Genomic DNA, 25,096 nt, shown 5'->3' on the forward strand with positions numbered 1-25,096 from the left:
CCCGGGCTTTAGTCCCGGGCTTCGTGCGTTCAACCAGGGACCTTTATGTCGCGTCGTATCTCTCCCGTCATACCCGGCTTCGGGCTGACGCTGGGCTACACCTTGGTGTACCTCAGCCTGATTGTGCTCATACCGCTGGGAGCCATGTTCGTCCATGCCTCCCAACTTACCTGGGAGCAGTTCTGGAACATCGTCAGCGCACCGCGAGTCCTCGCCGCGCTGAAGCTGAGTTTCGGCACCGCGTTCCTCGCCGCCATCATCAACGGCCTGATCGGCACCCTGCTGGCCTGGGTGCTGGTGCGCTACACCTTCCCGGGGCGCAAGATCATCGATGCGATGATCGACCTGCCGTTCGCCCTGCCCACCGCCGTTGCCGGTATCGCCCTGACCGCCCTGTACGCCCCTTCGGGCTGGGTCGGCCAGTTCGCCACCGACCTCGGTTTCAAGATCGCCTACACCCCGCTGGGCATCACCCTGGCCCTGACCTTCGTCACCTTGCCGTTCGTGGTGCGCACGGTGCAGCCGGTGCTCGCGGATATCCCCCGTGAAGTCGAAGAAGCGGCCGCCTGCCTCGGCGCGAAGCCGCTGCAGGTGTTCCGCCATGTGCTGATGCCGGCGCTGCTGCCGGCCTGGCTCACCGGTTTCGCCCTGGCCTTTGCCCGTGGCGTGGGCGAGTACGGTTCGGTGATCTTCATCGCCGGCAACATGCCGATGAAGACCGAGATCCTGCCGCTGCTGATCATGGTCAAGCTCGACCAGTACGACTACACCGGCGCCACGGCCATCGGCGTGCTGATGCTGGTGGTTTCCTTCATCCTGCTGCTGCTGATCAACCTGCTGCAGCGGCGCATCGAAACCCCTTGAAGGAGGCCTGAGCATGTCTGCATCCGCAATTGGCGCGGCCGCTTCGGCCAACGCCGCCCGCCGTGGCAGTGCCACTGCCCGGCGCATCCTGATCGGCCTTGGCTGGCTGATCTTCGCCCTGTTCCTGCTGTTGCCGCTGGTGATCGTGGTCTCGCAGGGCCTGAAAATGGGCGTGGGCACCTTCTTCGAAGCGATCTTCGAAGCTGATGCCCTGTCCGCCCTGAAACTGACCCTGATCGCCGTGGCCATCTCGGTGCCGCTGAACCTGGTGTTCGGCGTCAGCGCGGCCTGGTGCGTGAGCAAGTACGACTTCCGCGGCAAGAGCATCCTGGTGACCCTGATCGACCTGCCGTTCTCGGTCTCGCCGGTGATCGCCGGTCTGGTCTACGTGCTGATGTTCGGCGCCCAGGGCTTCTTCGGCCCTTGGCTGCAGGACCACGATATCCAGATCGTCTTCGCCCTGCCGGGCATCGTGCTGGCGACCATCTTCGTCACCGTGCCCTTCGTCGCCCGTGAACTGATCCCGCTGATGCAGGAGCAGGGCACCCAGGAAGAGGAGGCCGCGCGCCTGCTCGGGGCCAACGGCTGGCAGATGTTCTGGCACGTGACCCTGCCGAACATCAAATGGGGCCTGATCTACGGCGTGGTGCTGTGTACCGCGCGGGCGATGGGCGAGTTCGGCGCGGTGTCGGTGGTGTCCGGCCACATCCGCGGCGTGACCAACACCCTGCCGCTGCATGTCGAGATCCTCTACAACGAATACAACCATGTCGCGGCGTTCAGCGTAGCCAGCCTGCTGCTGATCCTGGCGCTCTTCATCCTGCTGCTCAAGCAGTGGAGCGAGAACCGCATTAACCGTCTGCGCCACAGTGCGGCGGAGGAATAATTCATGTCGATCGAAGTTCGTAACGTCAGCAAGCGCTTCAACAGCTTCCAGGCCCTGGACAACATCAACCTGGATATCAACAGCGGCGAGCTGGTGGCCCTGCTCGGCCCGTCCGGCTGCGGCAAGACCACCCTGCTGCGCATCATCGCCGGCCTGGAAACCCCGGATGACGGCAATATCGTCTTCCACGGCGAGGACGTGTCGGGCCACGACGTGCGCGATCGCAACGTCGGTTTCGTGTTCCAGCACTACGCGTTGTTCCGCCATATGAGCGTGTTCGACAACGTCGCCTTCGGCCTGCGCATGAAGCCCAAGGGCGAGCGCCCGAGCGAAAGCAAAATTGCCGAGAAGGTCCATGAACTGCTGAACATGGTGCAACTGGACTGGCTCTCGGATCGCTATCCGGAGCAACTGTCCGGTGGCCAGCGCCAGCGTATCGCCCTGGCCCGCGCCCTGGCGGTGGAGCCCAAGGTGCTGCTGCTGGACGAGCCGTTCGGTGCGCTGGATGCCAAGGTCCGTAAAGAGCTGCGTCGCTGGCTGGCGCGGCTGCACGAGGACATCAACCTGACCTCCGTGTTCGTGACTCACGACCAGGAAGAAGCCATGGAAGTGGCGGACCGCATCGTGGTGATGAACAAGGGCGTGATCGAGCAGATCGGTTCGCCGGGCGAGGTGTACGAGAATCCGGCCAGTGATTTCGTCTATCACTTCCTGGGTGACTCCAACCGCCTGCACCTGAGCGAGAACCATCATGTGCTGTTCCGGCCCCATGAAGTGTCGCTGTCGCGGCATGAAGTGGAAGGGCATCACGTCGCGGAAGTGCGGGATATCCGGCCGCTGGGCGCGACTACCCGGGTGACCCTGAAGGTGGAAGGGCAGAGCGAGCTGATCGAGGCCGAGGTGGTCAAGGACCATGACAGCCTGACCGGGCTGGCCCGGGGTGAGACCTTGTTCTTCAAGCCGAAGGTCTGGCAGAAGGTTGAGAACATCTGAGGCCTTGAGGTCCTCATCGCCGGCAAGCCCGCTGCGATCCCTGTGGGAGCTGGCTTGCCAGCGATAGGGCCCTCAAATTCACTGAAAATCCCTCAGACCGCCACCAACCCCAGATCCATCTCATCCCCCACCCGATCCACCTCCAGCACCCACTCCACCATGGCCTCTGCCAAAGGTGACAAACGCTGCCGAGCCCGGCTGACAATCCCATACCGCGCCTCGTCCACCATCCAACCCTCGACCTTCAGCCGCACCAGCCCCTGCCCCCCATGGCTCACCCCCAGGGCATTCGACCCCAGCAGCACGCCACGCAGGCCCTGGCTATCGGCACACTCGATGGTCGCCGGCAGCTCGGCCAGGCTCGGTTCACCGCCGGGAATCGCCAGCGGCCAGGCTGACAGCTCTTCGACGCCAACGCTCTCCTGCAACGCCAACGGATGCCCGACCCGGCAGGTCAACTGCCAGCTCCGCGCCCTCAGCTTCTGCACGCGATACGCCGAATCGCCTTCGAATGCCCGGCAATCCGCGATGAAGAATTCGACTGCCTCGTCCTGCAAGCTGCAATCGGCCTCGAACAGCACCCGCGCCCGCGGATAGCGCCCGACAAACCCGGCAATCGCCCGTGGCACCAATCCTCCGGCCAGCGCCGGCACGCAGCCAAAGCGCAGCTCCCCGGCTTCCAGGTCATTGAACTGGCGAATCTCGTTGCTCAGCTGATACGCGCCGCTGACCAGCCGCCGCGCATGCTCCAGCACCACCAGGCCTTGCCGGGTCGGTGCCAGGTCCTTGCTCGCCCGGTTCCACCAACTGGCAGCCCACACTCTGCTCCAGCGCCTGGATGCTGCGGCTGAAAGCGGACTGGGACAGCTTCACCGCACCGGCGGCCGCAACGAAGCTGCGGTGTTCGGCAAGGGCGATGAGGTGGCGGAGTTGGCGAAGGTCGATGTGCATGGCGTCACCTTATAAAGGCAATCGCTTATTCGGTAAACATATGTAAAAACATAAATAAATAACCGAAATGCATATGACATCAGTCAGCAAAAGCACCGATTTCCCATGCCTTTGGGGAATATTTTCAATGCAGCAAAGGCATGGCGTTTTGCCCGCTTCGCTGGAGGCCTTGATCTGCGGGGGTTACAGCGCTGTGGATAAATCGTATATAGCGCAAAATTCTATCCATAACTTTAAAGATTACTTTCGGAGATAAGCGTCTGACCCGGATCATTCGGTCAAGCGAGGGCACACCTTCAACCGCCTTCGAAGCATGCACCGAACCCCCAGGAGTTGATCAATGGGTAATGTCCAGACCGCCGCCAGTGCCGTTGATGTGCTGTGGCGCCCGACGCCGGGCGAACTGGTCGACCTCGGCCGGCCGCACCGTTCGCCGCTTGGGCAACAGCGCTTGCAGCGTACGCCGCGCAGTGCTCTGAACCGTCGCGAGAAAGTCCTGCTGGGGGTGTTCGCCCTGGTCCTGCATGGCGCTGCCGCGTACTGGGTGAGCCAGGCGCCGACCCCGGTATTGCCGGTGGTCCCGCCAGAGATTCCACCGATGACCATCGAGTTCTCCCAGCCGGCGCCGCCGGTGGTGGAGCCGCCGCCACCTGTAGTCGAACCACCGCCGCCGGTGGTGGAGCCGCCACCGCCGGTCGAGGACGAGCTGGCCGTGAAGCCGCCGCCGCCCAAGCCGGTACCCAAGCCCAAGCCTGTGCCGAAACCGGTGCCCAAGCCTGCGCCCAAGCCAGTGGAACAACCGCCAGCGCCGACGCCACCGACTCCGGCACCGACTCCGGCAACCCCCGCGCCACCGGCTCCGCCAGCGCCCGCCCCGGTGACCCCGGCCTCGGCCAACGCCGCGTACCTGAAGAACCCGGCGCCGGAATACCCGTCGCTGGCCCAGCGTCGCGGCTGGGAAGGCACGGTGCTGTTGCGGGTCAAGGTGCTCGCCACGGGCAAGCCCGGCGAGATCCAGATCCAGCAGAGCAGTGGGCGCCAGCAACTCGATGACGCCGCACTGGCAGCGGTGAAGCGCTGGAGTTTCGTGCCGGCCAAGCAGGGCGATGTACCCCAGGAAGGCTGGGTGAGCGTGCCCATCGATTTCAAGATTCGCTAACCCAAATTCGCGCAACGACAGAGAGAACACATCATGAGCTTATTGGCCTCCCCCCTTGAATCCATCGAAAGCGCGGTGATCTGGCTGCTGGTCGGTTTCTCCGTGGTCACCTGGGGCCTGGCCCTGGTCAAGACCGTGCAGTTCGTCCGCCTGAAGAACCAGGACAAGCGTTTCCACAAGCAATTCTGGGCCGCCTCCAGCCTCGACTCGGCGGCCGACCTGGCCCACACCCAGCCGGGCTCTGCTGCCCGTGTCGCCCAGGCCGGCTATGCCGCCATCGCCGTTGGCGAGCCGGGCCAGGCGACTGACCTGAGCCATTCGATCAACCACCAGGACCGTCTGGAACGCGCCCTGCGCCAGCAGATCGTGCGTGAGCGCCGCTCGCTGGAAACCGGCCTGGCCGTGGTCGCCAGTATCGGCAGCACCTCGCCCTTCATCGGCCTGTTCGGTACGGTCTGGGGGATCATGGAAGCGCTCAAGGGCATCAGCGCGGCGGGCTCGGCGAGCCTGGAAACCGTGGCCGGGCCGATTGGTGCGGCGCTGGTCGCCACCGGCGTGGGTATCGCCGTCGCGGTCCCGGCGGTGCTGGTTTACAACTACTTCCTGCGTCGCCTCAAGCTCACCGCCGCTGACCTCGACGACTTCGCCCACGACTTCTACAGCCTCGCGCAGAAGAGTGCCTTCCGCGTCATCGCCCACCCTGCGCTGCACAAGGCCAATGCCTCGTCTGGCCAGCCTGTGAAAGAGGCGGTGTGACATGGCCTTTTCGACCCAGGACAGCGACGAAGTTCTCAGCGAGATCAACGTAACGCCGCTGGTGGATGTGATGCTGGTGCTGCTGGTGGTGTTCATCGTCACCGCGCCGCTGCTCACCAACGCCATCCCGATCAACCTACCCAAGACCGAGGCTGTGGCCCCGGTGGAGCAAAAGGATCCGTTGGTGGTCAGCATCGACGGGGCAGGGAAGCTGTTTATCAACAAGGATGAAATCCAGCCGGATCTGCTGGAAACCAACCTGCAGGCGGCGAAAGCCAAGGACCCCGAGGTACGGGTGCAACTGCAGGCGGACGATGGAGTGAATTACGGGGAAGTGGCGCGCGCCATGGCCTCGATCGAACGTGCGGGGATTACCAAGCTGTCGGTGATCACCGCACGCTGAGCAATATGCAACTCAGGCAAACTTGGAGGCCGGTCCTGTGGCAGGGGCTGGTCTTTTTTTGTTTGGAGAAGAGCTGTTTTCTCGGTAGAAGATTTGATTTTGCTTGTTTTTCTGATCAGAAAAACAAGGTGATTTGCAAAATCAAAACCTGTTTATGCTTGTTTTTCTGCGCAGCTAAAGTAGGCTTATTCCAAAATCAGAAGCTTTGCCAGCGGCTTGATGGAGGAAACGGTGGACGGTTCAAACGAGCTGCTGATGCACGGCTTTGCCGATGCGTTGCACGAAGCGAGTGGCATCCTTGTCAGCGATATCCGTTTCGGATCGGCAAAAGGCGATGCCGAACCTGACGCGTCGGCAGTCCTGCAAACGCCCGACGGTCAATGGCAACTGATCTTTTTCATCCGCAAGACCTTCTACCCTCGTGACGCCCGGGAAGCGCTCTGGAAGCTGGAGGGCCACAGGACCCGTGCGCAACATCCTTCGCAAATCGTCCCGATGGTGCTTGCCGAGCATTTGAGCAAGGGCGCGAAGGAAGCGCTGAAGCAACGCGGTGTCGGCTTCTTCGATTCGGCGGGTGCGTTGTTCCTGAAGCATCGCAACTGGTTGATCAATATCGAAGGCAGCAAGCCAAAAGCCAGGGCTGCCCCTCGGGAAGTTGCGTTGTTCAGGGGGGCCCGGGAAATGGTCGTGCACGCCTTGCTGCAGTCGCGCGGTGACTGGTTTCACGGCCTGGATATCGTCGAGCTTTCCAGCACCTCCGGCTATTCGGTTTCAACGGTTCTGCAAGCGCTGGAGCGACTGGAGTGGGTCGAGTCCCAGGGGCAGGGCCGACACCGCCTTCGTCGCCTGAGCCGACCGGGAGAACTGCTGGATGCCTGGGCCCGCGACTGGGCACAGCGCAAGCAGGACAAGACCCGCTGGTATTTCTTCTGCGAGGACCCCAGGCAGCTTGCCGACAAGCTCGGCGCCAGGATGGCCGCCAGCAAAAGCCCGCTTGCGTTCACGGGGGCGATCGCCGCCAACCGCTTGTCTCCGCTGCTCACTCACGTGGATGTCGCCGAACTGGTCGCACCTCGGGATGTGCGGGAAATGGCCGAAGCCATCGGACTCAAGCCAGCGGAAAAAGGAGCCAACGTGGTCCTGATCGAACGTGCCGGCGCAACTCAGTTGTTTCAGGACTATTCACCGACGCAAAGAACGTGGTCCACCAGTCCTTTTATTCAGTACCTTGACCTGCTTGATGGCCGCGGACGCAACGCGGAGCTGGCGGCCCAACTAAGGAGCGAGATACTGATGATCTGAAGTGGCTAGAGAAACCAAGCCAACAACGGCTGCCGGATACAGCACCACACACACCGAGACCTGCGAGCGGGTGCTGGTGACTCTCCTGAGTGCTTTCGGCACGCTGAAAGACACGCTTCGTCTGGTCGGGGGCTTGGTGCCTCGCTACCTGACGCCTGAAAACCCTCCCGATGTCCCGGCTCACTTTGGCACCTCCGATGTGGATGTGGTGCTGAACCTCTCGGTGCTCGCGTCTGGCAACTACGCGTCCCTCTCGGAGCAGTTGAGGCAGAGGGGATTCACCCGGTGGACCAATGAAAAGGGCTGGAGCCAGGCCTGGCGCTGGGAGTACCGGATTTCGCAGCACCATACCGTCCTGGTCGAGTTTCTGCGTGGCGCGACCGAGGAATGCCCGGCAAAGGAAATCGTTGCCCTGGATGGTGAGGAGGTGGCCGCGTTGGCTGTACAGCACATGGAGATCGTCCATGAATGGTACGAGTCCCGGCAGATAGAAGCCGAAATGCTGGGTGGCCGGGGCGTTACGCTGGAGCGGGTTCACTATGCCGATGTGCCGGCCTTCATCATTCTCAAGGCGCTGGCATTCCACAGCCGGGCGGAGCGCAAGGATGCGGGGGATCTGATTCATGTGCTGCGTTATTCCGGTGGTCTGGACGAGGTGGTCCGTCAGTTCATCGTGCGGGCTCGCAGTGGTCTTCATCCCGAGGCGATTCGGGCCTGCCGTGAGGCGCTGAGAGAGCGGTTCTGTGATACGGCCAGAACGGCCGGGCATCTGCTGGTGGGACCAAGATCCTATGCGGAGTTCATCCTGGGGTTCGGTGCTGATGAGGAGGAGCTGGTCCGGGAGGCTCGGTATGCGTCGGGGCTTGTGACCGCGTTTCTGGAGGAGATTGATCGGGAGCTGGGTGTGTTGGATTGAGCGCGAGGTGGCGCAGTCCATCGCGGGCGGCCAAGAGACCTGCACAGATTTCCAAACACAAAGCCGCTGGCCTGCGGCAGCCGCCGGGGATACCGTTTCCCGTCTTCATGGCCGCTGCGCAGGCGAGGCGTGATGGCCTGCCGGGGTTCTATTCCTCCGGTTTTCCACCGCCTGGGCAGTGGCCACCTTTGTCTTTATGGCGGCTGTATGCAGGAGGCCTTCGGGCCTGCCGGGTTTCCCTATTTGTCCGGTTTCCACTCTGCATGCAACCGCCACCTTCCTTGAAGCCGACACGGACCCTGTGGGAGCTGGCTTGCCAGCGATGAGGCCAGCAGGGCCACTGATGTTGTTTGATCTGACGCCATCGCTGGCAAGCCAGCTCCCACAGAGGCCGCATTCCAGACACCTGCAAACATAATGTTTGTGGAACATGGAAATCCTAGGACGTACCCTACGCTATCTGTCGGTCTTTGCTTACTTGCCCACGGAAACCACTCCTTCTAGTCTTCTGCGGTCGCCGAGCAATTGGTGATTTAGGCGTGGAAACCTAAGCGTTGTGAATGTGAGACCGCTTTATGGCGGCTGTGCGCGGGAGGCCTTTGGCCTGCCGGGTTTCTCCATTCGCTCGGTTTTCCACCCCGCGTACAGCTGCCACCCCTTCGTGTGGAAACGGCGAGGTGCAGCCCCATAAACCGCAATGGAGTTACTGCAATGAAAAAACTCGTACCCGATCCACCCCTATCCCCAACCTGCACCCGCCCCTTCGGCGACTGCTCCTCCTCCCACCCGCCACTCTTCTCCGTCAACCCCGGCATCGACCCCCACAGCGTCCTGGTCCACGCCTCGATGTTCCTGCGCTGCGCCTACGAATCCGCCCAGCACTCCCTCGCCCCGGACGCCAACACCAGCGCCTTCCCCTGGTTGACCATGCACGCCGTGGAAGCCGCCAAGGGCCTGGTCGACGCGCTCCTCGAAGGCCATGAAAGCGCCACCTGGCAACAGCCCGAAAGCTGAAACCACAACGGGACCGCACCCCGGTCCCGTTTTCTGTTTGGTTATTAATAAATAGCTTCTTATTCCTTTACGAATATAACCCCAGCGCCAATACTTGCCGCCATGCACGCAAACCGCAGCAGGAGGCAATTCCCCATGCGCAACGAGTCGATCCGTTACCTGATTGTGCCGGGCTGGCAGGGTTCGCCAGACGATCACTGGCAGAGCCATTGGCACGCCACGCTGCCCAACAGCGCCCGTGTCGAGCAGGCCGACTGGCTGACGCCGAAGCGCGGGGATTGGGTCGCGGCGCTGGAAGAGGCGATCGCCGCCGACGATTCCCCGGTGATCCTGATCGCCCATAGCCTGGGCTGCATCACCGTCGCTCATTGGGCCGACCAGGCCAGCCCGGCCTTGCGCCGGCGAGTGCGCGGGGCGCTGCTGGTGGCCCCGGCGGATGTGGAGCGGCCTGCCTGCTCCCCGGCATTGCGCAACTTCGCACCGATCCCCATGGCCCCGTTGCCGTTCCCGAGCCAGGTGGTCACCTCCGACAACGACCCGGCCGTGAGCGCCCCGCGCGCCATGCAACTGGCCCGCGCCTGGGGCGCCGAGGCCGGGGTGCTCGGCGGCGCCGGGCATATCAACGTCAAGTCCGGCCACAAGCGCTGGGAACAGGGCTTCGCCTACCTGTACCGCCTGCAGAGCCGAATGGAACAGGGCGCCCTGCGCCGCGCCTGATTCCCGCACCGCTTTCCCTTACTGCCGTTATCAACGCCCGGGCCAGGAGCCCGGGCGGGAGCTTTGCCATGAAACTCGAAGACACCTTCGGCCAGCCGCTGCTGACCTTCCCCGAACTCGACAAGAGCCCGCTGAGCATCCGCGCCAAGGCGCTGGTGTTCGTCGATCCACGCTCGCGCCAGTTGCGCGAGGAACTGGAAATCCTCGCCCCGCTGGCCTTGCCCGTGCTGATCCGCGGCGAAAGCGGTACCGGCAAGGAACTGCTGGCCCGGCAGATCCACCGCGCCAGCGATCGCGGTGGTCTGTTCGTCTCGGTAAACTGCGGCGCGATCAGCCCGACCTACGCCGATGCCGAACTCTTCGGCTACGCCGTCGGCGCCCACAGCGGCAGTGCCAGCAGCCGCGCCGGCTGGTTCGGCTCGGCCAATGGCGGCACGCTGTATCTCGATGAAATCGCCGACCTGCCGCTGCCGATCCAGATCAAGCTGCTGGCCGCCCTGGAAAACCACGAGGTCTACCGTGTCGGCGCGCAGCAGCCGCATCCGGTGGATGTGCGCCTGGTCGCAGCCTCGAGCATCGACCTGGCCGAAGCGGTTGCAGCAGGGCACTTCCATCCGCGTCTCTACGACTACCTTCACGAAGGCCGCCTCGAACTGCCGGCGCTGCGCGAGCGGGTGGGCGATATCCTGCCGCTGGCCGAGTACTTCGTCGGCATCTACAGCCCCAAGCTCAACCGCCCGGTGCCGCTGCTCAGCGAAGACGCCCAGCGCGTGCTGGAACTGCACGACTGGCCGGGCAATACCCGCGAGCTGGAAAACGTCATTCACTTCGCCCTGCTCCAGGGCAGCGGCGACGAGATCCTGCCGGAACATCTGAACCTGCCGACCCCACTGCACGCATTGGCCCAGCGCCTGGACCGCCTCGCCCAGCTGGGCGACAAACAGGAGCGACACGCCCTGCGCAAACTGCTGGAGCAAACCCTGTTGCGCCTTGCGCAAGTCGCTAGCTAGAGCGTTGCAAGGTGTGCATCGCAAAAAGGCATAAGCAGCTAATCAAAAGATATTGTTCCGGAATAAAAAATCTCGGTATTGTCCGCCTCACGCCGGGCAACACGGGCCCGGCCAACCAACACTGATCGCCGCCCACGAGGCGCGGAATACCAATAAGGACTGCACATGAAAAAGGCTCTGTTGTTCTCTGCCCTGGCCGCCGCGCTGACGGTGGGCGGTTTTGTCCAGGCTGCCGAGAAACTGGTGGTTGCCGCCACCCCGGTACCCCATGCCGAGATTCTCGAGCTGATCAAGCCGACCCTGGCCAAAGAGGGCGTGGACCTGGAAATCAAGGTCTTCACCGACTACGTGCAGCCGAACGTGCAGGTCGACCAGAAGCGCCTGGACGCTAACTACTTCCAGACCCTGCCGTACCTGAAGAACTTCAACGAAGGCAAGGGCACCAACCTGGTGACCGTGATCGGCGTTCACGTCGAGCCGTTCGGTGGCTACTCGAAGAAAGTGAAGAGCCTGGCCGAGCTGAAGGAAGGCGCCACCGTCGCCATCCCGAACGAAGGCAGCAACAGCGGCCGCGCCCTGCTGCTTCTGCAGAAGGCTGGCCTGATCACCCTGAAGGACCCGCAGAACGCCCTGGCGACCCCGAAGGACATCGCCGAGAACCCGAAAAAACTTAAATTCCGCGAGCTGGAATCGGCCATGCTGCCGCGTGTGCTCGACCAGGTCGACCTGGACATGATCAACACCAACTACGCCCTGGAAGCCGGCCTCAACCCGGCGAAAGACGCGCTGGTGATCGAAGGCAGCGACTCGCCGTACGTCAACTTCCTGGTGGCCCGCCCGGACAACAAGGACAGCGACGCCATCCAGAAACTGGCCAAGGCCCTGACCTCGCCCGAGGTGAAGACCTTCATCGAGAAGAAGTACAGCGGTGCGGTACTGCCGGCGTTCTGATTCGCCACAGTACTGTCTGTTACTGAAAGACCGCCGTCGAGGCGGTCTTTCTTTTTCTGCGGCATACCTGATAGTTCTGTCAGTTATGGGCTGGCAAGCGGGGTTATACAATCCGTGGTGTTCCTGCCGGATGCCGGAGAAATAAGCGATGGCCACCCCGAATGACGCCGCACAACCCTCACGTAAGCAATCGGGGCACATTGGCTTTAATGGCGAGCTGCTTGAATGCATTACCGGCCACTACCTGCTCGGCAACGGTTATCGCGCCTACAGCACGTGGCTGATGATCTTTATCCAGCCGGACAGCTGGAGCCCGTTCGGGGCGGGTGGGCTCAATGCCTATGCTTATTGCAAGGGGGATCCGGTCAATGCTGCCGATCCTACCGGTCATATGCCGTTCCCAACTTCGAGGCCGTGGAATTTCCGGTGGACCCAGCCACCTCCCAGCCCTAATCGCAGCAGGCCTGGCAGCCCTTTTATGGCGAACATGCAAGACTTCCCACTGCTCGATAACTTCCCTGAACAACCAGTGATGGCACCTGTGGCGGTTGCCTGGAGTTCGCCGACAGGCCTTGCCCCGGCTCCCGCTTCGCCTTTACGTCCGACGTCTCCTTCGCGCCAGCCTTATTCATCGAGTTCAGAGTTGCCCACTCCTGCGGGACGTGCAGGCCCATCTGGGGTCGTCCGGGCATCTAATCGTCACAACGTTAATTACCGGCGCCTTGAGAGGAAGATTAAACGCATGATTCCCGCTTACGACGCAGAGGGTATCATTCGCCTGTCCAAAGAAGACTCCAGCAGACTTCCCGTTTTAAGGGAGCTGCGCTGGCAATTGCTGCGGCGCCCGGGCGAGCGTAGGCCCGTGTACGCCACAAGGGAGCTAGCTCCGGAAATTAAACAAAGGGAACTCGTGGTGCTGGAAAATCAAGCAGTAAATGAAGGCACTATTGAAAAAGCGCAATTCTATGCAAGATTGCGACACGGTTTTACTGAGGGGAGTCGTAGAAGACTTCGCAAGGATTAGGCTGCCATCGAGAAGAGGTGCAGCAGGGCGGTACTACTGGTGCTCTGATGCGTCGGTCAAGCTGCACCGAGGTAGGGCCGCAATGCGGCCCCACCTTTTTTCATGTCGGGCCTTACCTGACAGATCTGCCAGTTACGGACGAATCCACGCTGTTATACGCTTGGGCCATTCTCCATTTCGGGTGATGGATCGTGACGGTAGAAGAACAGGACACAAGGTATCCGCCCAAGGCCTCACTCGGTTTCAATGGCGAGTTGTTTGAGTCCTGGACCGGTCACTGTCTCTTGGGCAACGGCTATCGCGCTTACAGCCCGGTACTGATGATCTTCATCCAGCCGGACAGCTGGAGCCCGTTCGGGGCGGGTGGGCTCAATGCCTATGCTTATTGCAAGGGGGATCCGGTCAATGCAGCCGATCCGACTGGGCATATGCCGTTCAAGCAATTGCTTCAGTTCGGTCGCGTGAATAGGTTCCCGTCCCCTACCCCCCAAGACCTACCTCCCGTTCTCCCTGTTCTGTCGGAGGCAGATCTCGTTCCAACACTTGGGGGGAGGGTATCGCCTGTTCCTGTATGGCCCCCGGAAAGGTTTTCGCCTCCTCATATCCTGGCTGACACTGCGCCTGCGGTCTCTCAATCAAGTTCAGCGTTGCCCACCTCCGCGAGAAGCGTAGGTCCATCTGGGGTCGTCCTGGGATCTAATACTAGAAACGTCAATTACCCGTACATAGAGACGGAGATTTCACGCATGATTTCCTCCAACGACGCAGCGGGTATCATTGCCCTTGCCAAGCAGCGTTTCAAAAGAATTCCCGTTTTAAGGGAGCTGCACCAGCAATTGCCGCTGACCCCGGACGAGCGTAGGAACGCTTACAGCAGAAGGGGGCAAAGTCCGACCATTCCACAAAAGCATCTCCAGTCGCTGACATATCGAGCGCTACGTGAAGGACTTCAGGAAAAAGCGCAATTCTATGACAGGCTGCGACGCGGTCTTACTGTGAAAATTCCTAAAAAAAGACCTCGAACGAGGTAGTGATTTCATCGAGAAGACGTACAGCGGCGCGGTACTGCCGGCGTTCTGATTCGCCGGACAAGCTGAACCGAGGTGGGGCCGCAATGCGGCCCCACCTTTTTCCTGTCAGGCCATACCTGATAGTTCTGCCAGTTATGGACGCAGCCACGCTGTTATACGCTTGGGCCATTCTCCAGGCAGGTGATGGATCATGACGATGAAAGAACCGGGCACAAGGCATCTGCCCAAGGCTTCACTCGGTTTCAATGGCGAGCTGTTCGAGTCCTGGACCGGTCACTGTCTCTTGGGCAAAGGTTATCGTGCCTACAGCCCGTGGCTGATGATGTTTATCCAGCCGGACAGTTGGAGCCCATTCGGGGCAGGTGGGCTCAACGCCTACGCTTACTGCGAGGGGGACCCTGTCAATCTTGCCGACCCTAGCGGTCACGTGCCGATCTTGCCGGGTATGTGGCGTCAAAGGACGTATCTACCCGCGCCGACTGTGCATGTAGCCCGCCATTCAGGTCCCGGTGTACTTCTCGATCTTTCCAGACGAGCCACTGTCCAGCCCTCGGCTACACAGATCGCATCGCGATCCGACAGGTTGCTGTCTGTACCGGAGCAGCAGGAGCCCATGAACTTGTCTGCGGGACATGAACCCGGCTCCACTACGGGCGCATTGTCGCCTGTGTTCCCACCTGTCCGCGAGCGTTCTCCAGTGGCTCAACCCCGGCGATCTCCTCGGGTCAGCAAATCCCGGGTGCGCCGTGTAACCCAACTTTCGTTGGAAAATGAGAAGAAGTTGAGGCTAGCGATCAAGCAGAGGGACAACGCGGGGGTTGACGTGATAGTCAAGGAGCGCGGTGGCGTAACGTCTTTTCGCAGGATCATGAATGAAATGATGCCGATGCGTAGTCAGCGTCCTCATGGACGGATGCCGGGCGCAGCGTTCCAAAGGGGGGATTACAATGTATTACGGGAATACGGGCTGATAGAGCCTCTCTCGGTCCGGGACCCGAACTTGCGCCAGTTTCTCCAGGGTATTTACCCCTACCTGCGCTAGCCGTTCATGCTGCCAAACGCTTGGACCGTCCAGGTTTACCCGCGATCAAGGTAGTGAATTCACCAGACGTATCGCGGGTGTGCCCGGTCTCGAAGGGGGCGCGGTGAGGGCGCGATTTGAGTGCTATACATATTCGATAACGGTATTTAAAAATTTATTTTTATACCCTTAGAGTCTTTCCTACTGAGGCTACCCGCCTCGCCCCAAGTCAGCAAGCGCCCGTCTACCCCGGGCCGGTCCGGGAAAGACCAGTTCATGACCTTCGATTTCGCGTTCATCCTCAGCACGCTCCCGGCTTTTCTCAAGGCCGTGGGCGTTACCCTGCAGGTGGGCCTGATCGCCATCGCCACCTCGCTGGTGGTGGCGCTGATCAATGCGCCGATCCTGCTTTACCGCATCCCCGTCCTGCACCGCCTGGTCGCCCTCTACGTGGAGCTGGCGCGCAATACCCCGCTGTTGATCCAGCTGTTCTTCGTGTATTTCGCCCTGCCCGCCCTGGGCGTGAAGATTTCCGGTTTCGCTGCCGCCATCATCACCATGACTTTCCTCGGCGGCGCCTACCTCACCGAGGTCCTGCGTGCCGGTGTCGAGGCAGTACCTGCTGCGCAACTGGAATCCGGGCGCTCCATCGGCCTGTCCGAACTGCAACTGCTGCGCCATGTGATCCTGCCCCAGGCCGGCCTGCTGAGCCTGCCGGCGCTGTTCGCCAACTTCATCTTCCTGCTCAAGGAAACCACCGTGGTTTCCGCCGTGGCGGTGCCGGAGATTCTCTACACCACCAAGAGCTACATCGCCCTGTACTACAAGACCTACGAAATGCTCGCGGTGATGACGCTGATCTGCGTGCTGCTGTTTCTCCCGCTGTCGCTGCTGCTGAGCCGCCTGGAACGGAGGCTGCAACATGGCCAGTTCGGGTCTTGAGCTGTTGCTGGTGTCCCTACCGCAACTGGGCAAGGGCGCTGCACAAACCCTGGCGATCTCCGGGCTGGGGATTCTCTTCGCGACCCTCGGCGGCGTGCTCTACGGTGTGCTGGCGACCCTCGGCAAGAGGGGCGTGAACATCGTCCTGCGCATCTACCTGGAACTGTTCCGCGCCATACCGGTGCTCGTGTGGCTGTACCTGCTGTTCTTCGGCCTGCCGATCTTCCTCGGCATCAGCCTGCCGAGTTTCTGGTGCGCGGTGCTGGTGCTGGCGCTGTGGGGTGCCAGCGAGGTGGGCGAGGTGGTGCGTGGCGCGCTGCTGTCGCTGCCCCGTGGTCAGCGCGAGGCGGGCCTGTCCATCGGCCTGTCCGGCTGGCAGCTGTATGGCTACGTCCTGCTGCCCCAGGCCCTGAAGCGCATGACCCCGCCGACCATCAACGTCTACACGCGGATCATCAAGACCAGCTCCCTGGCGGTGCTGATCGGCGTGGTGGACGTGATCAAGGTCGGCCAGCAGATCATCGAGCGCACCTATGAATCGGTGCTGATCTACGGTGCGCTGTTCCTGTTCTTTTTCCTTATCTGTTACCCGCTGTCGGCCGCCTCGCGCGCGCTGGAGCGGCGCTGGACGCACGCATGAGCGCATTGATCGAGTTCAAGGGTTTCAACAAGTTCTTCGGCGATCAGCAGGTGCTCAAGGACATCGACCTGTCGGTGCAGGCCGGCGAAGTGGTGGTGATCCTCGGCCCCAGCGGCTGCGGCAAAAGCACCTTGCTGCGCTGCCTGAACGGCCTGGAAAACGCCCACGGCGGCAGCCTGAAACTGGACGGCCGCGAGTTGCTGGAGGCGAACACCGACTGGCGCGAAGTCCGCCAGCAGGTCGGCATGGTGTTCCAGAGCTACCACCTGTTCGGCCATATGAGCGTGCTCGACAACCTGCTGCTCGGCCCGCTCAAGGTGCAGAAGCGCCCGCGTGCCGAAGCCGTGGCCCAGGCCGAGGCGCTGTTGGTCCGGGTTGGCCTGCTGGACAAGCGGGACGCCTACCCGCGCCAGCTCTCCGGCGGCCAACAGCAACGTATCGCTATCGTCCGCTCGTTGTGCATGAACCCGCGGGTGATGCTGTTCGACGAGGTGACCGCCGCCCTCGATCCGGAAATGGTCAAGGAAGTGCTGCAGGTGATCCAGGGCCTGGCCCGGGACGGCATGACCCTGCTTATCGTCACCCACGAAATGGCCTTCGCCCGCGCGGTGGCCGACCGCATCGTGTTCATGGAAGCCGGCAGGATCCTTGAACAACGTTCCCCCGAGAGCTTCTTTACGAACCCGCAGACCGCACGCGCGCAGCAGTTCCTGGAGAAATTCTCCTATGTCGAAAGCCTGCCCGAGAAACCTCAAAAGGAACTGATATGAAAACTGCCAAGACGTCCAAGCTACTGTTTTCACTGTTTGGTCTGGCCCTGCTGGCCGGCTGCGACAAGGCCGCCGAGGCGCCGAAAACCGCTACCGCCGCCGCGCCGGCCCCGGCCACCGCCAGCTACCTGGACACCATCAAGGCCCGCGACAAGCTGATCGTCGGTGTCTTCACCGACAAGCCGCCGTTCGGCTTCGTCGATGAAACCGGCCGCTATGTCGGCTTCGACACCGATATCGGCCGGGCCTTTGCCAAGTCGCTGCTGGGCGACGAGAACAAGGTGGAATTCGTCGCGGTCGAGCCGGCCAGCCGCATTCCCTTCCTGCAAAGCGACAAGGTCGACCTGATCCTGGCCAACATGACTGTCACCCCGGAGCGCAAGGAAGCGGTGGAATTCACCAACCCCAACCTGCGCGTTGCGGTGCAGGCACTGGTGGCCGATGGCAGCAGCGTGAAGAAGCTCGATGACCTGGCCGACAAGACCACCATCGTCACCACCGGCACCACCGCCGATATCTGGCTGACCAAGAACCACCCGGACTGGAAACTGCTGAAGTTCGAAAAGAACAGCGAGTCGCTGCAGGCCCTGGCCAATGGCCGTGGTGATGCGTATGCGCAGGACAACCTGATCCTGTTCAGCTGGTCCAAGCAGAACCCGGGCTACCGCGTGCTTCCGGAATTCCTCGGCGAAGAAGCACCGATCGCCCCGGCGGTGAAGAAGGGCAACATCGAACTGCGCGACTGGGTCAACGCCGAGCTGGCGCGCCTGGGCGAGGAGAAATTCCTGCACAAGCTGTATGACCAGTACGTGCGCAAGGAGCTTAGCGACGACACCAAGCCGGAAAGCGTGATCGTCGAAGGGGGCAAGTGGCAGGGCTGATACCCGCCGGGGCGTGCCGCTCGTCGAACCTGATAGTTCTGTCAGGTTCGCGGCAGGCCTCGAGTCTTTATCCTGTGGCGTATCTCTTCGCTTCAGGGTGCCGACCATGCCCACGCCGACCGAACAGCCTCGTCCTCATACCCAGCGCAATGCCGGAGGCGGGTGGTCAGGCTTCAATGGCCAACTCCTCGAGTCCCGCACCGGTCACTACCTGCTCGGAAGCGGCTACCGCGCCTATAACCCGGTGCTGATGCACTTCAACAACCCCGACGCGCTGAGCCCTTTTGCCCGGGGTGGGTTGAATGCCTATGCCTATTGCCTGGGGGATCCGGTCAATCTGCTGGATCCTGACGGACGAGCGGGTTGGCTGATGACTCAGTTTCGAAAAATTTTCAGTCCATTTTCCAAGCCCACTCCTCCAAAGCCGTTGCCTTCCGTGCCGTCTTCGGGTGGGACGAATGCCTTGGCGACAACTGGCAATGCTAAACATCCAGTTGCGTCCATGCGGGGCAGAAAACTACCTGAGCCTCCAGATCCACCAGCATCGTCGTCCCGGGGTGTTGATCCTGCGGATGCCGTGGAAGACGGGCCCGTACATCTATCGAGTCAGGGGGTGCGTATTCACCCGAACCCACAGGCAGAGTCCGCACAAGGCGCACGGACGCAGGCGTGGATCGATAGCCGTTTGGTCCCTCGGGAATCAACACGGAGCAAGAGCGCTCGCTTAGGGCAAAACCCTGGCAAGCCCAACAAAAGGAACGTCGATCGTGTAGGTAGTGTCCGCAACGTGATCCGCACGAACGATTCGGAAATGAATCCAGACGGATGGTTATGAGATCAAGCTGATGGACAGACCCGATGGGCATGCTCCTCTGTCGGCGCTTTTACTTTATGCGTCAAAGCGCAGCGGGTATCCCATCCATAAGTTGGCCTCGATGCCGAAAGGCGGGGTGTTTACTCCGCTTTACCGTGAATATTACGTGAAGGGGAAAAGAGTGAGCCGCTCCGACAGTCTTTCCTCGCTTGACGAACTTGCGGCGCTTGCCCAGCGCACCAAGGAAGCACGGAAAAGCAAAGTGCCTGATCCCGGATCCGACAAACCCGTCGAAGAACCGAAAGCGCCTGACGAGCCGCCCGTTACGATGTTTTATCCGACCGATAAGACACCATTCCTGACCACTTCGGACGGCACCAGGTTCTACCAGGCGGGTCTGGTGCTGCATCCGCCCAAGGCGGGCAAGGTGCAACGGCTGCGCAATTTTGCGGTACGCAAAGTCAACCGCGTACTGGGGATTCGCGATGCCTCGCGCTGACTCCATGGGTGCCGGGCCTCGATGCCAATAGCCGATTGAACCAATCATCCCCCGCGGTTGACTGATTTACCTCAAGGCTCTGTAAGAGAGTTCTCATTGTTGCGTGGGCAGTAATCAAAGCCTGATCTACGCTAACAATCGCATTAATCACATTCCCCTCCGAACCGGCCCATGCAAAGGAGCCCGCATGAAGTTGTCGCGTTCTTGTTCGTTGATTTTCCTGGGGCTGGCGCTGGGGTTGACGGGTTGCCGCGACAAACCGGCCGAAGAGCCGCAGCATCCGCGCGTGACGGTGCAGAAGGTCGAGACCGGCGATTTTTCCCCGCGGGTCACCCTCACCGGTGATGTCCAGGCCCAGGTGCATAGCGACCTGTCGTTCCGGGTGGGAGGCAAGATCATTTCCCGCAGCGTCGATGTGGGCGATCACGTTAAGGCCAACCAGGTGCTGGCGCGCCTGGACCCCAAGGACCTGCAAACCAATGTCGATTCGGCCAATGCCGAGGTGCTGGCCGCGCGTGCGCGGGTGACGCAAAGCTCGGCGGCCTTCGTCCGCCAGCAGAAACTCCTGCCCAAGGGCTACACCAGCCAGAGCGAGTACGACTCGGCCCAGGCCGCGCTGCGCAGCAGCCAGAGCGCCCTGAAAGCCGCCGAGGCGCAACTGGCCAACGCCAAGGAACAACTGAGCTACACCGCGCTGGTGGCTGATGCCGCCGGGGTCATCACCGAGCGCCAGGCCGAGGTCGGCCAGGTGGTCCAGGCCACGGTACCGATCTTCAGCCTGGCCCGGGATGGCGGGCGTGATGCGGTGTTCAACGTCTATGAGTCGCTGCTGCTGGCGCCCAACAGCGAGCAGGCGATCACCGTCAGCCTGATCGACGACCCCAAGGTGCAGGCCACCGGGCATGTCCGCGAAATCACCCCGACGGTGTCGGCGCAGAGCGGCACGGTGCAGATCAAGATCGCCCTGGACAAGGTGCCGCCAGGCATGGACCTGGGTTCGGCGGTGAGCGCCACCGGCAATGCCCAGGGCAAGCCGGGCATCGAGCTGCCCTGGTCGGCGCTGACCAAGGAACTGCGTGAGCCGGCGGTGTGGCTGGTAGGGGAGGACAACAAGGTGCACCTGCAGAAAGTCACGGTCAGCCGCTATCTCACCGGCGAAGTGGTGGTCAGCGATGGCCTGGAGGCGGGCCAGCAGGTGGTGGTGCTCGGCACCCAGCTGCTGCACCCGGGGATGCAGGTGGAAATCGTCGACGGGGCCAAGGCGGGGTTGGGTCAATGAAGACATCCGTGATGCTGGCGGGCTGCCTGTTGCTGGTGGCCTGTGGCGGCGAAAAGGAAAAGCCCGAGCCGATCCGGCCGGTGCTGTCGGTGCAAGTGCAGACCCAGGATGCGCTCAACCTCGGGCGTTTCGCCGGGACCATCCAGGCCCGCTATGAAAGCACCCTGGGTTTCCGCGTTGGTGGGCGCATCGCGCGGCGCTGGGTCGATGTCGGGGCCACGGTGAAGCCGGGGGACGTGCTGGCCAGCCTCGACCCCACCGACCAGCGCAACCAGTTGCGCGCCGCCGAAGGCGACCTGGCGAAGATCGAGGCGCAATGGATCAATGCCCAGGCCAACGCGCGGCGCCAGCAGCAGTTGTATGACCGTGGCGTCGGTGCCCAGGCCCAGCTGGATATCGCCCAGACCGACCTGAAAACCACCGGGGCCAGCCGCGAGCAGGCCAGGGCGGCGGTACAGCAGGCCAGGGACCAGCTCGGCTACGCGGAACTGCGCACCGACCACGCCGCCGTGGTCACCGACTGGCAGGCCGAGGCCGGCCAGACCGTGGCGGCGGGGCAGGCGGTGGTCAAGCTGGCGCGGCCGGACATCAAGGAGGCAGTGATCGACCTGCCCACCTACCTCGCCGACGACCTGAAGCAAGGCGTGGAATTCACCGTGATGGCGCAGCTCGACAACAGCATCCGCACCAGCGCCGTGGTGCGCGAAATAGAACCCCAGGCCGATGCCAGCACGCGCACCCGGCGTGCGCGCCTGACCCTGCGCGAGACCCCGGAGGCCTTCCGTCTCGGCACCTCGATCAGCGTCACGCTGAGCACGGCGGTCAGCCCGCGCAGCGAGATCCCGCGCAGTGCCTTGCAGGAAGTCGAGGGTCAGACCCGGGTGTGGATCGTCGACACCCGGCAGAGCGTGGTGAATCCGCGGGAGGTTCAGGTGCTGCAGAAAGGACAGGATTCGGTGTTGCTGGCCTCGGGCGTGGAGCCCGGCGAGCGGGTCGTCACCGCCGGAGTGAACAGCCTCAAGCCGGGGCAGAAGGTCATGGTCGATGAGGAAGGGACGCGATGAAAGGCAGCTTCAACCTCTCCGAGTGGGCCCTGCGCCATCAATCGTTCGTCTGGTACCTGATGTTCGTCGGCCTGCTGATGGGGGTGTTTTCCTACCTCAACCTGGGGCGTGAGGAAGACCCGTCGTTCACCATCAAGACCATGGTCATCCAGACCCGCTGGCCCGGCGCGACCCAGGACGAAACACTGATGCAGGTCACCGACCGCATCGAGAAGAAGCTCGAGGAGCTGGACTCCCTCGACTACGTGAAAAGCTACACCCGGCCCGGCGAGTCGACGGTCTACGTGTACCTGCGCGACACCACCAAGGCCGAGGACATCCCGCAGATCTGGTACCAGGTGCGCAAGAAGGTCCAGGACATCCGCGGCGAGTTCCCCCAGGGCATCCAGGGCCCGGGTTTCAACGATGAGTTCGGTGATGTCTACGGCTCGATCTACGCCTTTACCGCCGACGGCCTGAGCATGCGCGAGCTGCGCGACTATGTGGAGCAGGTCCGCGCCGAGATCCGTACCGTACCCAACCTGGGCAAGATCGAGATGATCGGCACCCAGGACGAAGTGCTCTACCTCAACTTCTCCACCCGCAAGCTGGCGGCCCTGGGCATCGACCAGCGCCAAGTGGTGCAGGCCCTGCAGGCGCAGAACGCGGTGACCCCGGCGGGAGTGATCGAGGCCGGGCCGGAGCGGATTTCCGTGCGCACCACTGGCCAGTTCGCCTCGGAAAAAGACCTGGCCGAGGTCAACCTGCGTCTCGACGACCGCTTCTACCGCCTGGCCGATATCGCCGAGATCAAGCGCGGCTATGTCGATCCGCCGTCGGTGCAGTTCCGCTACAACGGGCACGACGCCATCGGCCTGGCCGTCGGCATGAAGGCCGGCGGCAACATGCAGGTGTTCGGCAAGCTGCTGCAGGAGCGCATGGACCAGTTGATCAGCGAACTGCCGCTGGGCGTTGGCGTGTATACCGTGTCGGACCAGGCAGTGGTGGTGAAGGAGGCGGTCGGCGGCTTCACCAGTGCGCTGTTCGAGGCGGTGGTGATCGTCCTGCTGGTGAGTTTCGTCAGCCTCGGCCTGCGCGCCGGCCTGGTGGTGGCCTGCTCGATTCCGCTGGTGCTGGCGATGGTCTTCGTGTTCATGGAGTACAGCGGCATCACCATGCAGCGGATCTCCCTGGGCGCCCTGATCATCGCCCTCGGTCTGCTGGTGGACGACGCGATGATCACCGTCGAAGTGATGGTCACCCGCCTGGAAATGGGCGAAACCAAAGACCAGGCGGCGACCTTCGCCTATACCTCCACGGCCTTCCCCATGCTTACCGGGACCCTGGTCACCGTGGCCGGGTTCGTGCCCATCGGCCTCAACGCTAGCTCGGCGGGGGAGTACACCTTTACCCTGTTCGCGGTGATCGCGGTGGCGTTGATCGTCTCGTGGATCGTTGCCGTGCTGTTCGCCCCGGTGCTCGGTGTGCACCTGCTCAGTACCAAGCTCAAGAAGCACGAGGAAAAGCCCGGTTGGGTCGGCAACAGCTTCCATGGTGGCCTGCTCTGGTGCATGCGCCACCGCTGGCTGACCATCATTGGCACGGTGCTGATCTTCGCCCTGTCGATCTTCTGCATCCGTTTCGTGCAGAACCAGTTCTTCCCCTCGTCGGACCGGCCGGAATTGCTGGTGGACCTCAACCTGCCGCAGAACGCCTCGATCGCCGAGACGCGCAAGGCCGTGGACCGCCTCGAAGCCACGCTCAAGGACGACCCGGACGTGGTGCACTGGAGTTCCTATATTGGCCAGGGGGCTGTGCGTTTCTACCTGCCGCTCGACCAGCAGTTGCAGAACCCGTACTACGCGCAGCTGGTGGTGGTGAGCAAGGGTCTGGAGTCGCGCGAGGCGCTCAAGGCGCGTTTGCAGAAGCGCTTGCGGGATGACTTCGTCGGGATTGGCAGTAACGTCCAGTCGCTGGAAATGGGCCCGCCGGTGGGGCGGCCGATCCAGTACCGGGTCAGCGGCAAGGACATCGACCTGGTGCGCAAGCATGCCATCGACCTGGCAACCTTGCTCGACAGCAACCCGCATATTGGCGACATGATTTATGACTGGAACGAGCCGGGCAAGGTGCTGCGCATCGACATCGCCCAGGACAAGGCGCGGCAGTTAGGGTTGTCGTCGGAGGATGTGGCCAATGTGATGCAGGCCATCGTCACGGGGGCGCCGGTCACCGAGGTCAACGACAGCATCTACTTGATCGACGTGGTGGCGCGGGCCGAGGACAGCGAGCGAGGGTCGCCGCAGACCTTGCAGAACCTGCAGATCGTCACACCCAGCGGTACGTCGATTCCGTTGCTGGCGTTCGCCACGGTGCGTTACGAATTGGAGCAGCCGCTGGTCTGGCGCCGCGATCGCAAGCCGACCATCACCATCAAGGCCTCGGTGCGTGACGAGATCCAGCCGACCGACCTGGTGGCGCAGCTCAAGCCGAAGATCGACGAGTTCGCCAGCAAGCTGCCGACCGGGTATGAAGTGGCCACGGGCGGTACGGTGGAGGAGAGTGCCAAGGCCCAGGGGCCGATCAGCAAGGTGATCCCGCTGATGCTGTTCCTGATGGCGACCTTCCTGATGATTCAGTTGCACAGTGTGCAGAAGCTGTTCCTGGTCGCGAGTGTCGCGCCGCTGGGCTTGATTGGCGTGGTCCTGGCGCTGGTGCCGACGGGCACGCCGATGGGCTTCGTGGCGATCCTGGGGATTCTTGCGCTGATCGGCATCATCATTCGCAACTCGGTGATCCTGGTGACGCAGATCGACGAATATGAAGCGCAGGGGTATGCGCCGTGGGATGCGGTGGTCGAGGCAACCAACCACCGGCGCCGGCCGATTTTGCTCACGGCGGCGGCGGCCAGCCTGGGGATGATCCCGATTGCCCGGGAAGTGTTCTGGGGGCCGATGGCCTACGCCATGATTGGCGGGATCATCGTGGCCACGTTGCTGACGCTGTTGTTCCTGCCGGCGTTGTATGTGGCGTGGTACAGGATCAAGGAGCCAGCGAAGGCTTGAGTCTTGTATTGCCCTACCGGGCCCTATCGCTGGCAAGCTGAACTGGCCTAATGATCCCGGACACCTCTTAAGGGCGATATGATTCGCCCATTCAGGAGGTTCTATGCAAGAACGGAAGACCTACACCCGCGAGTTTAAGCAACGTGCTGCCAGCATGGTTCTTGA

Annotated in this window: 23 protein-coding genes and 3 pseudogenes; 25 read left to right on the forward strand and 1 reads right to left on the reverse strand. The window is 62.2% G+C overall.

Going from position 1 to position 25,096, the window contains the following annotated elements; translation table 11 throughout:
• The first annotated feature begins 45 nt into the window (after positions 1-45).
• The 3 genes from cysT to PSEMO_RS27205 are packed head-to-tail and all read left to right on the forward strand — an operon-like array spanning position 46 to position 2,743.
• Positions 46-864: a sulfate ABC transporter permease subunit CysT gene (gene cysT, locus PSEMO_RS27195; protein WP_075805981.1), complete on the forward strand. Its 819-nt coding sequence runs from the start codon at positions 46-48 to the stop codon at positions 862-864.
• A gap of 13 nt (positions 865-877) precedes the next feature.
• Complete coding sequence (cysW, locus tag PSEMO_RS27200; protein WP_075805982.1) at positions 878-1,750, forward strand: sulfate ABC transporter permease subunit CysW; 873 nt, start codon at positions 878-880, stop codon at positions 1,748-1,750.
• 3 nt (positions 1,751-1,753) lie between these two features.
• On the forward strand, positions 1,754-2,743 hold the full coding sequence (locus tag PSEMO_RS27205; RefSeq protein WP_075805983.1) for a sulfate/molybdate ABC transporter ATP-binding protein: 990 nt from the start codon (positions 1,754-1,756) through the stop codon (positions 2,741-2,743).
• A gap of 92 nt (positions 2,744-2,835) precedes the next feature.
• Here the strand turns inward: PSEMO_RS27205 and PSEMO_RS27210 are convergent.
• Positions 2,836-3,694 (reverse strand): annotated as a pseudogene (locus PSEMO_RS27210) (LysR family transcriptional regulator).
• 340 nt (positions 3,695-4,034) lie between these two features.
• Here PSEMO_RS27210 and PSEMO_RS27215 point away from each other — a divergent pair.
• The 22 genes and pseudogenes from PSEMO_RS27215 (at position 4,035) to PSEMO_RS27310 (ending at position 24,931) form a co-directional block, all read left to right on the forward strand.
• Positions 4,035-4,853, forward strand: a complete 819-nt coding sequence (locus PSEMO_RS27215; protein WP_075805984.1) for an energy transducer TonB — start codon at positions 4,035-4,037, stop codon at positions 4,851-4,853.
• Between the two features lie 33 nt (positions 4,854-4,886).
• Positions 4,887-5,609, forward strand: a complete 723-nt coding sequence (locus PSEMO_RS27220; protein WP_075805985.1) for a MotA/TolQ/ExbB proton channel family protein — start codon at positions 4,887-4,889, stop codon at positions 5,607-5,609.
• Position 5,610: 1 nt separating this feature from the next.
• The gene (locus PSEMO_RS27225) at positions 5,611-6,012 is read left to right on the forward strand and encodes an ExbD/TolR family protein (RefSeq protein ID WP_009041659.1); all 402 of its coding nucleotides are present in this window, start codon (positions 5,611-5,613) and stop codon (positions 6,010-6,012) included.
• 231 nt (positions 6,013-6,243) lie between these two features.
• Entirely contained in the window at positions 6,244-7,314 is a 1,071-nt protein-coding gene (locus PSEMO_RS27230; RefSeq protein WP_178392065.1) for a type IV toxin-antitoxin system AbiEi family antitoxin, read from the forward strand.
• 1 nt (position 7,315) lies between these two features.
• Positions 7,316-8,230, forward strand: coding sequence for a hypothetical protein (locus PSEMO_RS27235; protein ID WP_075805987.1), 915 nt, complete (start codon positions 7,316-7,318; stop codon positions 8,228-8,230).
• A 711-nt stretch (positions 8,231-8,941) separates the two neighbouring features.
• Positions 8,942-9,244 (forward strand): DUF3077 domain-containing protein, encoded by a 303-nt coding sequence (locus PSEMO_RS27240; RefSeq protein WP_075805988.1) that lies wholly within the window; start codon positions 8,942-8,944, stop codon positions 9,242-9,244.
• Positions 9,245-9,379: 135 nt separating this feature from the next.
• On the forward strand, positions 9,380-9,961 hold the full coding sequence (locus tag PSEMO_RS27245) for an alpha/beta hydrolase (protein ID WP_075805989.1): 582 nt from the start codon (positions 9,380-9,382) through the stop codon (positions 9,959-9,961).
• Positions 9,962-10,029: 68 nt separating this feature from the next.
• Positions 10,030-10,971 (forward strand): sigma 54-interacting transcriptional regulator, encoded by a 942-nt coding sequence (locus PSEMO_RS27250; RefSeq protein ID WP_075805990.1) that lies wholly within the window; start codon positions 10,030-10,032, stop codon positions 10,969-10,971.
• A gap of 165 nt (positions 10,972-11,136) precedes the next feature.
• Positions 11,137-11,922 (forward strand): MetQ/NlpA family ABC transporter substrate-binding protein, encoded by a 786-nt coding sequence (locus tag PSEMO_RS27255; protein ID WP_075805991.1) that lies wholly within the window; start codon positions 11,137-11,139, stop codon positions 11,920-11,922.
• Positions 11,923-12,070: 148 nt separating this feature from the next.
• Positions 12,071-12,946: an RHS repeat-associated core domain-containing protein gene (locus tag PSEMO_RS33930; protein ID WP_081430340.1), complete on the forward strand. Its 876-nt coding sequence runs from the start codon at positions 12,071-12,073 to the stop codon at positions 12,944-12,946.
• 221 nt (positions 12,947-13,167) lie between these two features.
• Positions 13,168-13,375: pseudogene (locus PSEMO_RS33935) on the forward strand (RHS repeat-associated core domain-containing protein); the annotation flags it as partial.
• 317 nt (positions 13,376-13,692) lie between these two features.
• The gene (locus PSEMO_RS33940) at positions 13,693-13,977 is read left to right on the forward strand and encodes a hypothetical protein (RefSeq protein WP_256721229.1); all 285 of its coding nucleotides are present in this window, start codon (positions 13,693-13,695) and stop codon (positions 13,975-13,977) included.
• Between the two features lie 196 nt (positions 13,978-14,173).
• Positions 14,174-15,019: an RHS repeat-associated core domain-containing protein gene (locus tag PSEMO_RS34425; protein WP_256721228.1), complete on the forward strand. Its 846-nt coding sequence runs from the start codon at positions 14,174-14,176 to the stop codon at positions 15,017-15,019.
• Between the two features lie 255 nt (positions 15,020-15,274).
• On the forward strand, positions 15,275-15,940 hold the full coding sequence (locus tag PSEMO_RS27275; protein ID WP_075805993.1) for an amino acid ABC transporter permease: 666 nt from the start codon (positions 15,275-15,277) through the stop codon (positions 15,938-15,940).
• On the forward strand, positions 15,921-16,580 hold the full coding sequence (locus PSEMO_RS27280; RefSeq protein WP_075805994.1) for an amino acid ABC transporter permease: 660 nt from the start codon (positions 15,921-15,923) through the stop codon (positions 16,578-16,580). The genes PSEMO_RS27275 and PSEMO_RS27280 overlap by 20 nt, the downstream gene beginning before the upstream one ends.
• Positions 16,577-17,350: an amino acid ABC transporter ATP-binding protein gene (locus tag PSEMO_RS27285; protein WP_075805995.1), complete on the forward strand. Its 774-nt coding sequence runs from the start codon at positions 16,577-16,579 to the stop codon at positions 17,348-17,350. The genes PSEMO_RS27280 and PSEMO_RS27285 overlap by 4 nt, the downstream gene beginning before the upstream one ends.
• Entirely contained in the window at positions 17,347-18,231 is an 885-nt protein-coding gene (locus PSEMO_RS27290; protein WP_075805996.1) for a transporter substrate-binding domain-containing protein, read from the forward strand. Before PSEMO_RS27285 ends, PSEMO_RS27290 begins: the two co-directional genes overlap by 4 nt.
• A 145-nt stretch (positions 18,232-18,376) precedes the next feature.
• Positions 18,377-18,601, forward strand: a pseudogene (locus tag PSEMO_RS32585) (RHS repeat-associated core domain-containing protein); the annotation flags it as partial.
• A gap of 475 nt (positions 18,602-19,076) precedes the next feature.
• Positions 19,077-19,544 carry a hypothetical protein gene (locus PSEMO_RS33225; RefSeq protein WP_144443628.1) on the forward strand — a complete coding sequence of 156 codons (468 nt, stop codon included), beginning with the start codon at positions 19,077-19,079 and terminating at the stop codon, positions 19,542-19,544.
• A 187-nt stretch (positions 19,545-19,731) separates the two neighbouring features.
• Positions 19,732-20,823: an efflux RND transporter periplasmic adaptor subunit gene (locus PSEMO_RS27300; RefSeq protein ID WP_075805997.1), complete on the forward strand. Its 1,092-nt coding sequence runs from the start codon at positions 19,732-19,734 to the stop codon at positions 20,821-20,823.
• Positions 20,820-21,887, forward strand: coding sequence for an efflux RND transporter periplasmic adaptor subunit (locus PSEMO_RS27305; protein WP_075805998.1), 1,068 nt, complete (start codon positions 20,820-20,822; stop codon positions 21,885-21,887). The genes PSEMO_RS27300 and PSEMO_RS27305 overlap by 4 nt, the downstream gene beginning before the upstream one ends.
• Entirely contained in the window at positions 21,884-24,931 is a 3,048-nt protein-coding gene (locus PSEMO_RS27310; RefSeq protein WP_075805999.1) for an efflux RND transporter permease subunit, read from the forward strand. The genes PSEMO_RS27305 and PSEMO_RS27310 overlap by 4 nt, the downstream gene beginning before the upstream one ends.
• The last annotated feature ends 165 nt before the right edge of the window (positions 24,932-25,096 follow it).

The sequence above is a fragment of the Pseudomonas putida genome (genome assembly GCF_001941965.1).
In the GTDB taxonomy this organism is placed as follows: Bacteria; Pseudomonadota; Gammaproteobacteria; order Pseudomonadales; family Pseudomonadaceae; genus Aquipseudomonas; species Aquipseudomonas putida_L.

Coding starts and splice junctions, on each gene's coding strand:
- cysT (WP_075805981.1), top strand. CDS start 46: ATGTCGCGTCGTATCTCTCCCGTCATACCCGGCTTCGGGCTGACGCTG.
- cysW (WP_075805982.1), top strand. CDS start 878: ATGTCTGCATCCGCAATTGGCGCGGCCGCTTCGGCCAACGCCGCCCGC.
- PSEMO_RS27205 (WP_075805983.1), top strand. CDS start 1,754: ATGTCGATCGAAGTTCGTAACGTCAGCAAGCGCTTCAACAGCTTCCAG.
- PSEMO_RS27215 (WP_075805984.1), top strand. CDS start 4,035: ATGGGTAATGTCCAGACCGCCGCCAGTGCCGTTGATGTGCTGTGGCGC.
- PSEMO_RS27220 (WP_075805985.1), top strand. CDS start 4,887: ATGAGCTTATTGGCCTCCCCCCTTGAATCCATCGAAAGCGCGGTGATC.
- PSEMO_RS27225 (WP_009041659.1), top strand. CDS start 5,611: ATGGCCTTTTCGACCCAGGACAGCGACGAAGTTCTCAGCGAGATCAAC.
- PSEMO_RS27240 (WP_075805988.1), top strand. CDS start 8,942: ATGAAAAAACTCGTACCCGATCCACCCCTATCCCCAACCTGCACCCGC.
- PSEMO_RS27245 (WP_075805989.1), top strand. CDS start 9,380: ATGCGCAACGAGTCGATCCGTTACCTGATTGTGCCGGGCTGGCAGGGT.
- PSEMO_RS27250 (WP_075805990.1), top strand. CDS start 10,030: ATGAAACTCGAAGACACCTTCGGCCAGCCGCTGCTGACCTTCCCCGAA.
- PSEMO_RS27255 (WP_075805991.1), top strand. CDS start 11,137: ATGAAAAAGGCTCTGTTGTTCTCTGCCCTGGCCGCCGCGCTGACGGTG.
- PSEMO_RS33930 (WP_081430340.1), top strand. CDS start 12,071: ATGGCCACCCCGAATGACGCCGCACAACCCTCACGTAAGCAATCGGGG.
- PSEMO_RS33940 (WP_256721229.1), top strand. CDS start 13,693: ATGATTTCCTCCAACGACGCAGCGGGTATCATTGCCCTTGCCAAGCAG.
- PSEMO_RS34425 (WP_256721228.1), top strand. CDS start 14,174: ATGAAAGAACCGGGCACAAGGCATCTGCCCAAGGCTTCACTCGGTTTC.
- PSEMO_RS27275 (WP_075805993.1), top strand. CDS start 15,275: ATGACCTTCGATTTCGCGTTCATCCTCAGCACGCTCCCGGCTTTTCTC.
- PSEMO_RS27280 (WP_075805994.1), top strand. CDS start 15,921: ATGGCCAGTTCGGGTCTTGAGCTGTTGCTGGTGTCCCTACCGCAACTG.
- PSEMO_RS27285 (WP_075805995.1), top strand. CDS start 16,577: ATGAGCGCATTGATCGAGTTCAAGGGTTTCAACAAGTTCTTCGGCGAT.
- PSEMO_RS27290 (WP_075805996.1), top strand. CDS start 17,347: ATGAAAACTGCCAAGACGTCCAAGCTACTGTTTTCACTGTTTGGTCTG.
- PSEMO_RS33225 (WP_144443628.1), top strand. CDS start 19,077: ATGGACAGACCCGATGGGCATGCTCCTCTGTCGGCGCTTTTACTTTAT.
- PSEMO_RS27300 (WP_075805997.1), top strand. CDS start 19,732: ATGAAGTTGTCGCGTTCTTGTTCGTTGATTTTCCTGGGGCTGGCGCTG.
- PSEMO_RS27305 (WP_075805998.1), top strand. CDS start 20,820: ATGAAGACATCCGTGATGCTGGCGGGCTGCCTGTTGCTGGTGGCCTGT.
- PSEMO_RS27310 (WP_075805999.1), top strand. CDS start 21,884: ATGAAAGGCAGCTTCAACCTCTCCGAGTGGGCCCTGCGCCATCAATCG.